The organism is Sulfurimonas lithotrophica (assembly GCF_009258225.1).
Taxonomy (GTDB): domain Bacteria; phylum Campylobacterota; class Campylobacteria; order Campylobacterales; family Sulfurimonadaceae; genus Sulfurimonas; species Sulfurimonas lithotrophica.
This window is the reverse complement of record NZ_CP043617.1, coordinates 1,983,060-1,996,590: the sequence shown is the minus strand read 5'-3', so window position 1 is coordinate 1,996,590 and position 13,531 is coordinate 1,983,060. Positions and strand designations below refer to the sequence as shown.

The following is a 13,531-nucleotide window of genomic DNA, read 5'->3' as shown; positions in this document are numbered from 1 at the left end:
TATATGAATATAAAAAGTTTAAAAAACAAAAAAATATTATTGTTTGGAAAAAGCAGGTCTTTTTCTCAAAATGAACTTTTAACACAGTTAAAAGTTCATAATATAGAACTTGTAAAAGAGTATGACGAAGGTGTAGATTACATAGTTGAGGGGGCTATGATGACACCTTTGCAAACTACTGAGAGTGAGAATCTATACAATAAAAAAGTAGCAGAGTTTTTAAATATTGAAGTGTTTGAGAAGATGCTTACGGAATCTATTGACGAAGATGTTTTGATGATGAGTTTAAAACTCTCATCCGATACGCAAAGACTAAAAAACTTTTTGACGAATCCGCAGATAAGTGATGAGTTTTATTTTAGATTGTTAAAGATGTATAATTGGGGGGAAGATGACTTTTACGAGAGTGATGATAACAGGGACGTAAGTGCATCTTTAATTAGGAGATTTTATAAAAACATAGAAAGAAACCATAATGTCGAGTTTTCAAAACTGGGACTTATGCATCTCGTATTGCAGTGTAACGATAAAAATATAATAGAAACAATAGCTAATTTAAAGCCGCTCAGAAAAAGTTTTAAAACAAATGATAAAGACCACGGGTATAGAATAGTTACATCAATAGCTACACACAACTCTACTTCAAAACAAGTTTTAAAACTTTTTATAAAAGAAGCAAATACTTATGTTAAAACACTTATAGCTATGAGAAAAGATATAGATGAAGAGGTACAAAATCTTTTGTATGAAACAGGGGAGAAAAAAGTTCTCGAAGCATTGTCGTGTTGTGAAAATTTATCCGATGAAATTTTTAACAAATTTTTAGAAGATGAAGCATATTCTAAAAATATGGCAAAATATATAAAACTGGATGTAAAAAAATATGATTTTTTTAAAGATAGTTTTTCTTGTGAACTTGCTCAAAACGAAAATATAAATCCGTTTATGCAAGGGGACTTATTGTATTTCCATTTAGATGAAGTAGAAGAAAACTTGGCTCACAATAAAAGTTTATATAAAGAGTTGATTCCTGAGATGCTAAAACATAAAAAAGATAAGGTTGATTTTGCATTGTATTCTAATCCTTCAACGCCAAAAAGCATCCTTGAACTTGGCTTTAAAGACGAAAAAAACTATTTGGCTTTAGCGTTAAACAAAAATACGCCGCAAGATATCTTATATAAATTATATGAATCAGATGTCGAAGGAATTAAAATGGCATTAAGTAAAAATATATCAACACCCGTAGATATCCTTTACCAACTTCAACTTGATTCCAGATTTGAGCGCTATGTTAAAGAAAACCCGAGTTTTGGTAGGCATATTCAGCAAGAAAATATAGGATGGCAGATATGAAAGCACACGATTTAAGTGTAACTTTAAGTAAGTTGACGGATAAAAAAGTACCCGTGTTTTTATGGGGAGCTCCCGGGATTGGTAAGAGTTCTATTGTTAAGCAGATTGCACAAAAAAAAGATATTGGTTTTATTGATTTACGTCTTGCTTTGATGGATCCTACAGATTTAAAAGGCATCCCTTTTTATGATAGAGATGCACATCAGGCACTTTGGGCGCCACCTGCTTTTTTACCTAAAGACGGAGAGGGCATACTCTTTTTAGATGAGCTAAACTCCGCACCGCCTAGTGTACAGGCATCTGCTTATCAGCTTATACTTGACAGACGTGTAGGTGAGTATGAACTACCAGACGGCTGGGCTATCGTCGCGGCGGGAAACCGAGAGGGTGATAAAGGTGTTACTTATAAGATGGGTGCACCACTTGCAAACAGGTTTGTTCACTTTGAGATGGATATAAGCGTAGAAGATTGGTGTGACTGGGCATATCAAAACAATATAGACGAGTCTATAATAGGGTATATCTCATACAAAAACGAGCATCTGTTTACCTTTGATGCAAAAAATTTGGAAAAATCTTTTGCAACTCCAAGAAGTTGGGAGTATGTAGATAAAGTTTTAAAGAGTGAGATAGATGCAAGTGTTTTGTTGGAGACCATATCAGGTGCTATATCTAAAGAGGTAGCAGTAGGATATCTTAGTTTTAAAAAGGTGCAAAACAAACTGCCGAATATTGAAGATATATTAAACAGCGGTGAAGCAGAATATCCACAAGAAGCGGATGTACTTCATGCTTTAAGTGTAGGACTTGTATCTGCCGTACTGAGAGATGTCGATGCACTTGATAATGTTTTAAAATACTCCCTAAATTTAAAAGGCGAGTTTAGTGTAAAGGTTGTTCAAGACCTGCAAAGAAACTCTGTAAGTATGGAACACTCTGCAGTATTTAAAGAGTGGGTTGAGAAATTTGCTTATTTATTGGCATAGATATGTCCTCTGCAGATAAAATCTCAAAAGCAAAAGCTAAACTTTTAGTAGATTATCCCTTTTTCGGCTCACTTGCATCTAGGGTAGATATAGTTCAAAACGACGATATCGAAGCTTTTAGGGCAAATGAGTCAAAGCTTGAGTACAGTACATTGTTTATAAATGAAGCAAGTATAGATGAGATAGAGTTTGCCTTGGCAAATTCCGCTATGCATGCCTCTTTATCGCATGAAAATAGAAAGAACAATCGTTCAGGGTGGTTATGGCAGATGGCAACAGACTATGCTATAAACGATATGCTTGTAGAGAGCGGATTAGAGAGACCTTATCAGGCTCATTACTCCAAGCGTTTTGAAGGTTTGTATGCCGAAGAGATATATGCCTTGTTAAAAGATGACATTTTACGCGATGATGAAAATTTAGAATATGAAGCCGATAATGCAGACGATATAGAAAAAGATGATTCTAAACAAAATAACGAAACTAAAAAAGAGAGTTCAACTGAACAGATTTTAAATGACCAGCTTTTTGAAGAGTTTGTTCTCTCAGAAATACAAAAAGAAAAAGATGATGCACGTTTTCCCGAGGCAGTAAAAAGATTTTTTTCTTTAGATGCTAAGGGTAAAATTAATTGGCGTGATGAGCTAAGAGATGCAATAGACAGGTATGCAAGGGATGACTTTACTATGATGCCTCCAAATAAAAAGTATCTATATATGGGTTTTTATCTGCCTTCTGCAATAAGTGAGACTTTTAATCTTGTCGTAGCCATTGATTCATCAGGCTCGATTGATGATGAACTATTAAGTGAGTTTTTAAGCGAGTTAAATTACCTGATGCTAAGTGTGCCAAAGTATAAGATAGATGTTTTGATATGTGATGACAAGATACACTCGCATAACACTTTTTACACGGGAGATACACTCGAAGTTGATGTAAAAGGCGGCGGCGGTACAGATTTTCGTCCTGTTTTTTCATATATAGAAGAGAGTTTGGAAGATACAAAGTTATTGCTTTACTTTTCCGATTTAGACGGTGTTTTTCCAAAAGATAAGCCAAACTACGAAGTAAAGTGGGTTAGTAAAAATGATGTTGAAATACCTTTTGGAGATGTTATTTTAATAGATAAATAATTTGTATAATTAGACAATGAAAATTTTAGAGACAATCTTAGAAAAACTAAAAAATAAACAAAACATCTTTTTAACCGGTGGTGCAGGTGTCGGCAAAACGACAATGACTAGACAAATCATAGATTCATATACCCAAGATGCAAAAAAAATAGCACGTCTTGCATCTACGGGTATGGCAGCTACTTTGATAGATGGGCAGACTCTTCACAGTTTTTTGGATCTTGGCATCTCAAATAACCTAGAGGAGCTGCAAAACAGCGGTAAGTTTGAGATAAAAAAGAAAATAAAAAAGCTTATATTTTCTATGGATTTGATAGTTATAGATGAAATCTCAATGGTTAGTGATACTCTTTTTGAGATGATTGAACTTCGTCTAAAACAAGCTGAGTTTAAAGGCTCTGTTTTAGTCGTGGGTGATTTTTTACAACTCCCTCCCGTAGTTCGCGGAAGCAGTGAAGTGAACTTTGCTTTTGAATCACAAGCTTGGAGTAATTTTGCTTTTGAGATAGTTGAACTTACTCATATATACAGAACCGACGATAAAAAATTCATCGAGCTTTTAGGAGATGTAAGGCGTGGATATGTGGATGAAGATGTACATAACCATCTAAACGAATACATAAAACCTCTGCCTGAAGACTATAGTCAGTTTACTTACCTTTTTGGAAAAAATATATCTGCATCTGCACATAATAAAGCTCAACTTGAATTTGTAGATGGAGACTTGCTCACCAAAGATGCCCAAATCATAAAACATAATAACTCGGTAAAAGATTCCGAGATTGAAAACTTTATACGCGATGCAAGGATTGAGAAGAGTTTGGAGTTAAAAATAGGCGTACCTGTTTTATTTACAAGAAATGCTTGGAATTATTTTAACGGTCAAAAGGGCAGGGTTGTAAATATGGATGCCCAGTATATATATGTTCAAAAAGCCGATGGAAAAATAGTAAAGCTTGAACCTGTTAGAATGAGTAAATCAAAATGGGTTGAAAAAGTAAAAGAGGGTAAAAAACAGCTTCAAGAAGAGGACGTTTTTAGCATCTACCAATACCCTATAAAACTCGCTTACGCAATAACTATCCATAAATCTCAAGGGATGAGTATAGAGGATTTGATAATAGCTACGCATGAGATATTTGCACCGAGTCAGTTTTATGTAGCACTATCGCGTTGTTCAAATCCAAAAAGACTAAACCTAATTGCCCCAAACAGACAATGGTACGAGCTTATATATGCAAATAAAAAAGCTTTGGATTTTGCAACTCAGTCAAGTCTCCAATAAAAAATCTTATTACGACTTCCTACACTGTATAGTTCATTTTCGCTTATAAATTTGATTTGATTTATTAGGCTGTTGTGACCAACAAGTCTATCACCCATCTTTTTTGTCTGGGTGTTAAATACTTGAAGATTGTTTTGCGCATCTGCTGAGTAGATACCTGTTTTGCCGCTTGGACTAAGACCTACACAGTAAACTAAAAAGTTGCTTTTTATATGGTAGTCTTCTTTGTCGTTTTGATATACGGCTACACGTCTGTCTTGTCCTGCTGTGATAATAACACCGTTTGCATATGCCACACGGTAAACATTATCCACGTTTTGAGAGTTGTAGGTTTTTTCTATGTTTGAAGTTTTTATATCTATAAGTTTTATCTCTCCGCTCTCATCAGATAAAATCATTTTTGTTTTGTCTGTATTTAGAGTTATATCTCCAAGTGTGGAGTAAGATACATGGGCTTTGTAAAGATTATACTGCTCGGACGTATCGTGTAAAATTATTTCCGAGCCGAAAGTTCCAAAAATAATCTGCTCATTATTTACAAAACGGGCTTCTTTTATAGTTAGCTTTTTAGACTCATCCACAATTTGCTTTAGTTTATTGTTCTCATATATCCAGACATTTCTAAATCCATTACGCCCCATACTGACAAGTAAAGTTTTGTTGTTTATTCTATCTACGCTTAGTATATTTGCAGCTATTAGTTTCCCCATAGCGGTATTTACGGGTGGTAGTACAATCTGCTCAATAAGTTTTTGTGTTTTTGTATCAAATATATCAACACTGCCTTCATCATTTGCGGCATAAAGTTTACCACCATCTACAACAAAGTCGTTCACAAATCCAAAAGACTTGTACTCTTTAGTTGGATATATATCTTTGGCAAAAAGTATTGACGTCGGTAAAAAAAAGAGGAGAAAAAACTTATACAAAAATATCCCTATTTTATTTTTAGGAAAATTGTATATTAAGAGAGCTTGATTCCAACATAAAAGTTGGAATCTGTTTAAAAAATTATTATAAATTATTTTCGTGTTTACCAAGGTACTCAGCAACACCTTCAGTTGTAGGTTTCATACCTTCATCACCTTTGTTCCAACCCGCAGCACATACTTCACCGTGCTCGTCAGTAAATTGCATAGCATCTACCATACGAATCATCTCATCTATGTTACGACCAAGTGGTAAGTCGTTTATAACAGCGTGACGAACAATACCTTTTCCATCTATTAAGAATGAACCGCGAAGAGCAACAGACTCACCGAAAAGTACATCATAGTCTCTTGAAATTTGTTTACTTAAATCTGCAACCAGTGGATATTTGATACGCCCGATTCCACCTTTATCAACAGGAGTTTCTCTCCATGCAAAGTGTGAAAATTGAGAATCAACAGATACACCTATAACATTAACACCGCGAGATTTAAAATCTTCAATTCTGTGAGAGAATGCAATAATCTCAGACGGACATACGAAAGTAAAGTCTAACGGATAGAAGAATAAAACCGTACCTTTTTCACCAAAGTTTTCACTTAGTTTAAAATCTTCAACGATTGAACCGTCTGCTAATACTGTAGTTGCCGTAAAATCCGGAGCTGGGTTTGTTACTAACATATAATTTCCTTTATTTTTAGCGGAAATATTTAAGATATTTCACACTGTTTTATTTTTGTTATGGTGTAAGTTTATCGCAATTAAATTAATTTTTCCAAAAGATTTTAAAGTTAAAAAATATACTTAAGGATAATTTTTATCTTTTAAAATATACTAAATAATAAAATCATATTTTATTGATTTATAAAAAGACAATCTTAATAATAGTGTGATATACTTCCTCCGATTTATGGGTTAGCCCATATTTCAATAAAAATCGATGACGGGAGATAAAATGTCACAAAAAGAGTACATATTTACTTCAGAGTCTGTAACAGAAGGGCATCCTGATAAGATGGCTGATCAAATCAGTGATGCAATTTTGGATTATATTATTGAAAATGATAAAAATGCTAGAGTAGCGTGTGAGACTTTAGTATCTAATGGTTTTTGTGTAATAGCAGGCGAACTGAAGACAACGGCGTATGCGCCGATGCAAGAGATTGCAAGAGAAGTTATTCAGGAAATAGGCTATACAGATGCTACCTATGGCTTTGACCATAGATCTGCCGCTGTATTAAACGGTATCGGTGAGCAGTCACCTGATATTAATCAAGGTGTCGATCAAGCCAGCGGTGAGATTGGTGCCGGTGACCAAGGTTTGATGTTTGGTTATGCATGTCGTGAAACGGATGTGCTTATGCCGTTGCCAATTCACCTAGCACACCGCTTAACGCAAAGACTGGCAGAAGTTAGAAAAGAGGGGATTGTTCCTTATCTACGCCCTGACGGTAAAGCTCAAATTTCTGTGAAGTATATTGATGGAAATCCGGTTTCTGTAGAGACTGTTGTTATTTCTACTCAACACTCTCCGGAAACTAGTCAAGAGCAGATTCATAAAGATATGATCGAAGAGGTTATTAAAAAAGTTATTCCTGCAGATATGATAAGTGAAAATACAATCTATCATATCAATCCTACAGGTAAGTTCGTAATCGGTGGACCGCAAGGCGATGCGGGTCTTACAGGTCGTAAAATTATTGTTGATACTTATGGTGGAAGCTGTCCTCACGGTGGTGGAGCATTTAGTGGAAAAGATCCTACTAAGGTTGACAGAAGTGCAGCTTATGCAGCAAGATGGGTTGCTAAAAATCTTGTAGCATCCGGAGCTTGTGATAAAGCTACACTACAAGTTGCTTACGCTATCGGTGTAGTTCAGCCAGTTTCAATTATGGTTGATACTCACGGGACTGGAAAAATAGATGAAGCTAAGATTGAAGAGTGTGTAAAAGAGCTTTTTGATCTTTCGCCTAAAGGTATTATAGAATCACTGGATTTACTACGTCCAATCTACAAGCAAACTGCTGCTTACGGGCATTTTGGTCGCGAAGAGTTTCCTTGGGAACAAACAAATAAAGTAGAAGATATTAGAAACTACTTGAAAATTTAATAATAATCATTATCAACTCCCCCACTCAGGGGGATTTCTTCAAAGAAAAATAAATATTTTAGCTATCTTTAAAATTACTGTGATAAACTTGCTTTTGAAATTATTTAATGGAGAAGAATATGGCAGTATTAATTAATGATACATGTATTAACTGTGGTGCTTGTATTGACGAGTGTCCGGTAGAAGCAATCGTTGATGAGGATGATAATCCGACAGGTGAAGAAATTTATTACGTATATGGTGATAAATGTGTAGAATGTGTAGATCACCACGATGAGCCTGCATGTGCTACTGCGTGTCCTACAGAGGGCTGTATTACTTGGGATGCTATAGGTGATTCACCGTCACACCGTGATGATGTAACTGATGAACAACGTTCTAATCATGAACCTGTAGTAGAATAAGTATTAAATTTATTACAAAATATCTTTAACTTCCAAGCGACCTGCTTGGAAGAATTTCCAAATTTAATCAAAAAAACATAAAATTTTCGGTATAATTCCATCCTATTTTTAAAATTAATTAGGAGTTTTGATGGAACGTACACTATCAATTATTAAGCCAGACGCCGTAGCTAAGGGTGTTATTGGTAAAATATTAGACCGTTTTGAGAGTAATGGGCTTAAAATTGCAGCAACTAAAAAAATTCAATTAACTCGTTCAGATGCAGAAGCTTTTTATGCGATTCACGCAGAGAGACCTTTCTTTAATGATTTAGTCGATTTTATGATTTCGGGACCTGTTGTAGTTTCAGTTCTTGAAGGTGAAAAAGCAATGGCTAAAAACCGTGAATTAATGGGAGCTACAAATCCTAAAGAAGCAGAAGCAGGAACTATACGTGCAGACTTTGCAGAAAATATAGATGCAAATGCAGTTCATGGAAGCGATTCTGTTGAAAATGCTGCAATAGAGATTGCATTTTTCTTCTCAGAGAGAGAAATTTCATAATATAATTTATGAAAATTAAACTAATAAAAGTTTCAAAAACTCCATCAGATTTTGAAATAATGTCTGATAAAATAACTTTTAAAGGTTTTTTACAGTATGATAGCGACAAATTATTTCGCTTAAATGCTAAAATAAAGGGTGTTTTACCCGTTATTTGTGACATTTGTGCAGAAGAATATGAGAAACAGATAGATGAAAAATTAGATTTTTTCATTTCAGACGGCTTATATGAAGCTACAAATGAAAGCTTAATCGATGTTGTGGAAGCAATGGAGAGTGAAGCAGATTTAGATGAGATTTTAGCTTCTGAGCTTGAACTTATCAAAAGTGATTACAACACTTGCCCAAAATGTAAATAAAATTAAAGGAAAAAAAGATGGCAGTACCTAAGAGAAGAGTTTCTCATTCACGTTCAGCGAAAAGAAGAACTCACTATAAAATTAAATTGGCTCGTCCGGTAAAAGATAAAGATGGAACATACAAGTTACCACACCACATCAACCCTACTACCGGTGAGTATAAGTAATCAATGGTAAAAATTGCTATTGATGCAATGGGTGGGGACTTCGGTCCTGAACCGATTGTTACAGGCTGTATTCAAGCTTTAAAGAAAAAAAAGTTTATACCAATTCTTGTAGGTAAAAAAGATGAAATTTTACCTCTGTTACCAAGACGTTATAGAGGTAAAATTTCTATAGTAGATACAGATGATGTTATCTCAATGAGTGATGCTGCCACCGATGCTGTAAAACGCAAAGATAGCACTATCTATAAAGCTATGGATTTAGTACGAGACGGTGAAGCAGACGGTGTAGTATCAGCTGGACACAGCGGTGCTACAATGACGCTTGCTACTTTAAGACTAGGTCGCTTAGAAGGTGTCTCCCGTCCTGCACTTGCGGCGTTGATGCCGACTAAAAATCATAGACGTTCTATTTTATTGGATGTTGGTGCTAATGTTGATTCCAAACCTGAACATCTAGCTCAATTTGCAATAATGGGCGGATGTTATGCCGAAGATATGTTTGATATAGATAAGCCTTCAATTGGCTTGCTTGCAAACGGTGAAGAAAAATCCAAAGGAAATGAAGTAACAAAAGCTACTTATAAGATTCTTGAAGGATACAAAGGTTTTGCCGGAAATGTTGAAGGTGGAGATATCTTTAACGGAAGTACGGATGTAATCGTTTGTGACGGCTTTGTAGGAAATCTTGTTTTAAAATCAAGTGAAGGCGTGGCTTCAACCGTAAGCGGATTAATTAAAGAGTATATCAGAAAATCACCTGTATCTATTACCGGTGCATTGTTAATGAGAAAAGTTTTTAAACTTTTAAAGAAGCAGATGGACTATGAAGAGGTAGGTGGAGCACCGCTTATCGGAATAAAAGGTTGTGCAATTGTTAGTCATGGAAAAAGCGGACCAAAAGCTATCAAAAATGCTATCTTTCAGGCTATCGACTATACAGAAACAGGTGTAAACGAACATATCATAAAGCGTATAGCCGATCTAAATGAAAAACAATCTACTAAAGGTTAAGACATGGCTTATGCTGCTTTTCGCTCTATAGGAGCTTACGTACCGAAAAAAATTCTTACAAATGAAGATTTATCAAAAATGGTAGATACTTCTGATGAGTGGATTACCAAACGTACAGGTATAAAAGAGCGTCATATTGCCGATGATAATGAGTTTACTTCGGATATGGGTGTTAAAGCCGCAGAACAAGCTATTGAGCGAAGCGGTATAGCAAAAGAAGATATAGATATGATTGTATGTGCTACAATCTCACCTGATTATTTTTGTATGCCTTCAACTGCAACTATTATTTCTCAAAAACTGGGTCTTCCTAATGTTCAAGCATTTGATATTTCAGCTGCGTGTACGGGTTTTGTTTATGTTTTATCAATAGCAAAAGCTTTTATCGAATCGGGTATGAAAAAAAACGTACTAATAATAGGTGCGGAAAAATTATCTGCAATTACCGATTTTACGGATCGCGGTACATGTATACTTTTTGGTGACGGTGCGGGTGCTGCGGTAATATCTGCAACTGATAACAAAGAAGAAGCTATTATAGATATACATACGGGTTCAGACGGTAGTTACGCAGATTTACTTATGACTCCAAACGGAGGAAGCGGTTCAGCTCATGATTCTTTAGAGCAGGAAGTTGCAGGCTGCTATATGCAGATGAAAGGTAATGAAACATATAAAATTGCCGTTCGTACACTTACAAAAGATGTTATAGATATACTAAAAGAGAATGATATCCATAGTGATGAGATAAAACACTTTGTACCGCATCAAGCAAATTACAGAATTATAAAAGCTGTTGGAGATGCACTAAAGCTAAAAGATGAACAAGTAGTATTAACCGTTGCAAAATACGGAAATACTTCAGGTGCATCTATCCCTATGGCTATTAATGATATTTATGAAAGTAAAAGATTGCAAAAAGGTGAATTAATGCTTTTAGATGCATTTGGTGGCGGGCTTACTTGGGGTTCTGCCCTTGTACCTTTTTCACCGTTAAAATAATTAAGATTTTCTTCTATCTTTAATATTACGTCTTCTTTCCCTATTGGGATCGCGTCTATCTTGGGTAATAAGATTTTTTTGCTGATCGGTTAGGGCTATATGAAGTTCTTTAAAAAACTTTTCTTCATTAGGAAGGTTTAGATTTGACTCTCTTAGTTTTTCTTCCCAGACATTATTTGGAAACCAACTATCCTCTTTAAATCTAGCCATTACATGGATATGCACTTGAGGTAACTTGTTTGCAAAAGAAGCCATATTGATTTTTTCGGGTTTATAATAAAACTTCATATGAAACTCTATTATATCGTACACATCCCAAAGATGTTTTCTAAGTTTTGGAGGTACGTCGCCAAGTTCTTTATACGGTTCTTTTGTGAAAATTTTAAGCCAAGGAATTTCACTCTCTTCTTTTTGTACGTATAAATCTTTATCTTCATAAATTATAGTATGCATTTCATTGCCTTTTGTTTATAGCTATTTAAAAAAATTATAGCATATTTGCCATTTGCAGAGCGTATGGCAAAAGGTACACATACTATTTTTTATTGTAGTCTTTGTATTTATTACGTCCGCCGTTATTATTTCCACGGCGTGTACGACTTGAGTTTCTGTTTGAACTACGCCCTCGGTAATTTCCATGCCCACGAGAACGTCCACGGGTAGAACCGTTTCTATCGCCTTGTTTTTCAAGTCTCTCTAGTATTTTAGTCAGTTTCTCAGCAGGAATACCAATATCTGCAGGACCTTTTACGCTTTGTTTATCTAAAAGCATAGATACTAGTTTGTACATAATAGTTTCTTCATCAATATCTTGTTTTAACATATCTAACACTTTATGGGCTTCATCATAAATTTTATGTTCTTCTATTGTTTTGACCATAGTTTTTAATGAGTTTTCTTTTAAATCATTTTTACTTGGAACATAAGCATGTTCCATGGTAGTTCCGACTTTCTTTTTAATTTTTTGAAGTTCTTTAAACTCATGAGGAGTTAAAAGTGTGATAGCTTTACCTTTTGTACCTGCACGACCTGTACGACCGATTCTGTGTACGTAAGATTCAGGATCAAAAGGGATATGATAGTTAAAAACATGGGTAATGTTATTTACATGTATTCCGCGAGCTGCTACGTCTGTTGCTACTAAAACCTTTACAGAGTTCTTTTTAAAACCGCTTATTACCGTTTCGCGTTGACGCTGTTCCATATCTCCGTGAAGACCGTTTGCTAAATATCCTGCATTGCTTAGAACATTACTAAGTCTGTCAACTTCACTTTTCGTACGGCAAAATACTACGCTTTTTCCTGTATTTTCGGCATCCATTAGACGTATGATTGCATCGTCACGTTCACTCTCGTCTATTACGTAATACTCTTGGGAGATATCGGCATTAGTAGTTTCGCCTTTTGTTATAGAGATAAATTCCGGATTTTCTAAAATACGCTCGGCTAAAAGTTTAATAGGCTTAGGCATAGTAGCCGAGAAAAGTAGAGTTTGACGATTTGTCGGAAGATAAGAAAAAATTTCGTTAATATCATCTAAAAATCCCATGTCAAGCATCTCATCAGCTTCATCTAAAATTACCATGCTTGGTGCAAAATCTTCTAGCATATCACGTTTTAAAATATCTAATAAACGTCCCGGTGTCGCAACAACGATTCCTGCACCGCGTTTGATAAGGTCAAGTTGACGTTTGTACGAGCTTCCACCGTATATAGTAGTAGTTCTAACGCCTAAATCCTTACCGTATTTAAATAACTCGTCACTTACCTGAGTTGCAAGTTCACGTGTAGGTGTGATAACTAGAACTTCTACGCCGTTATCTCTTTTCATATTGTTAAGAGCAGGAAGTCCAAAAGCTGCAGTTTTTCCAGTACCTGTATGTGCTTGACCGACCATGTCGCGTCCACTCAGTACAACAGGAATTGCCTGAGCTTGAATTGGGCTTGGAACAGTGAAGCCCGCTTTTTTTACAGAGTTTAAAATCTGTTTTTTAAGACCTAAGTCTTGGAAAGTTAATGTTGGTTGAACTTCTTGTTCAATTGTTTCGTTTTGTGCATTATCTTGCATCATTTACCTTTGTATTAAGGGGATGACGCAAGTGAGCTTAATAAATATAAGCTTCTTAATCTATGGACTAACACCGTCCCCCTAGAAAAAATTTGTTTGGAATTGTATCTAAATTAAACCAAGTTTAAGTTGAAGTGCTGCTAGCTTGCAAATATTTTAAGTATATATTGTGTAAA

The 13,531-nt window shown here is 35.3% G+C and carries 15 protein-coding genes; 11 read left to right on the top strand and 4 right to left on the bottom strand.

What is annotated here, in order from left to right:
• Positions 1–3: 3 nt before the first annotated feature.
• Genes FJR48_RS09985 through FJR48_RS09970 form a run of 4 tightly spaced genes read left to right on the top strand, consistent with a single transcriptional unit; the run spans position 4 to position 4,760 of the window.
• Entirely contained in the window at positions 4–1,356 is a 1,353-nt protein-coding gene (locus FJR48_RS09985) for a hypothetical protein (RefSeq protein WP_152307985.1), read from the top strand.
• A complete protein-coding gene (locus FJR48_RS09980) occupies positions 1,353–2,342 on the top strand; it encodes an AAA family ATPase (RefSeq protein ID WP_152307984.1) in 990 nt (329 codons plus the stop codon). Before FJR48_RS09985 ends, FJR48_RS09980 begins: the two co-directional genes overlap by 4 nt.
• A gap of 2 nt (positions 2,343–2,344) precedes the next feature.
• Positions 2,345–3,475, top strand: coding sequence for a vWA domain-containing protein (locus tag FJR48_RS09975; protein WP_152307983.1), 1,131 nt, complete (start codon positions 2,345–2,347; stop codon positions 3,473–3,475).
• Positions 3,476–3,491: 16 nt separating this feature from the next.
• Complete coding sequence (locus FJR48_RS09970; RefSeq protein ID WP_152307982.1) at positions 3,492–4,760, top strand: ATP-dependent DNA helicase; 1,269 nt, start codon at positions 3,492–3,494, stop codon at positions 4,758–4,760.
• Here FJR48_RS09970 and FJR48_RS09965 read toward each other — a convergent pair.
• Together FJR48_RS09965 and FJR48_RS09960 are read right to left on the bottom strand one after the other, a co-directional pair.
• Entirely contained in the window at positions 4,742–5,689 is a 948-nt protein-coding gene (locus FJR48_RS09965; protein WP_152307981.1) for a WD40 repeat domain-containing protein, read from the bottom strand. The genes FJR48_RS09970 and FJR48_RS09965 overlap by 19 nt on opposite strands.
• Before the next feature lie 85 nt (positions 5,690–5,774).
• Positions 5,775–6,371, bottom strand: coding sequence for a peroxiredoxin (locus FJR48_RS09960; RefSeq protein WP_152307980.1), 597 nt, complete (start codon positions 6,369–6,371; stop codon positions 5,775–5,777).
• Positions 6,372–6,645: 274 nt separating this feature from the next.
• Between FJR48_RS09960 and metK the strand changes: the two genes are divergently transcribed.
• From metK to FJR48_RS09925, 7 genes are all read left to right on the top strand, one after another.
• The gene (gene metK, locus FJR48_RS09955; protein WP_152307979.1) at positions 6,646–7,800 is read left to right on the top strand and encodes a methionine adenosyltransferase; all 1,155 of its coding nucleotides are present in this window, start codon (positions 6,646–6,648) and stop codon (positions 7,798–7,800) included.
• Positions 7,801–7,919: 119 nt separating this feature from the next.
• Positions 7,920–8,204 (top strand): 4Fe-4S dicluster domain-containing protein, encoded by a 285-nt coding sequence (locus tag FJR48_RS09950; RefSeq protein WP_152307978.1) that lies wholly within the window; start codon positions 7,920–7,922, stop codon positions 8,202–8,204.
• Positions 8,205–8,334: 130 nt separating this feature from the next.
• The gene (gene ndk / locus FJR48_RS09945; protein WP_152307977.1) at positions 8,335–8,748 is read left to right on the top strand and encodes a nucleoside-diphosphate kinase; all 414 of its coding nucleotides are present in this window, start codon (positions 8,335–8,337) and stop codon (positions 8,746–8,748) included.
• 8 nt (positions 8,749–8,756) lie between these two features.
• Positions 8,757–9,107 carry a DUF177 domain-containing protein gene (locus FJR48_RS09940; protein ID WP_152307976.1) on the top strand — a complete coding sequence of 117 codons (351 nt, stop codon included), beginning with the start codon at positions 8,757–8,759 and terminating at the stop codon, positions 9,105–9,107.
• A 17-nt stretch (positions 9,108–9,124) separates the two neighbouring features.
• On the top strand, positions 9,125–9,274 hold the full coding sequence (gene rpmF, locus FJR48_RS09935) for a 50S ribosomal protein L32 (protein ID WP_152307975.1): 150 nt from the start codon (positions 9,125–9,127) through the stop codon (positions 9,272–9,274).
• 3 nt (positions 9,275–9,277) lie between these two features.
• Positions 9,278–10,285, top strand: coding sequence for a phosphate acyltransferase PlsX (gene plsX / locus FJR48_RS09930; protein ID WP_152307974.1), 1,008 nt, complete (start codon positions 9,278–9,280; stop codon positions 10,283–10,285).
• 3 nt (positions 10,286–10,288) lie between these two features.
• Positions 10,289–11,287, top strand: coding sequence for a beta-ketoacyl-ACP synthase III (locus FJR48_RS09925; RefSeq protein WP_152307973.1), 999 nt, complete (start codon positions 10,289–10,291; stop codon positions 11,285–11,287).
• Here the strand turns inward: FJR48_RS09925 and FJR48_RS09920 are convergent, their stop codons facing one another.
• Positions 11,288–11,740, bottom strand: coding sequence for an HIT family protein (locus FJR48_RS09920; RefSeq protein WP_152307972.1), 453 nt, complete (start codon positions 11,738–11,740; stop codon positions 11,288–11,290).
• Between the two features lie 82 nt (positions 11,741–11,822).
• Positions 11,823–13,355, bottom strand: a complete 1,533-nt coding sequence (locus tag FJR48_RS09915) for a DEAD/DEAH box helicase (protein WP_152307971.1) — start codon at positions 13,353–13,355, stop codon at positions 11,823–11,825.
• Between the last annotated feature and the right edge of the window lie 176 nt (positions 13,356–13,531).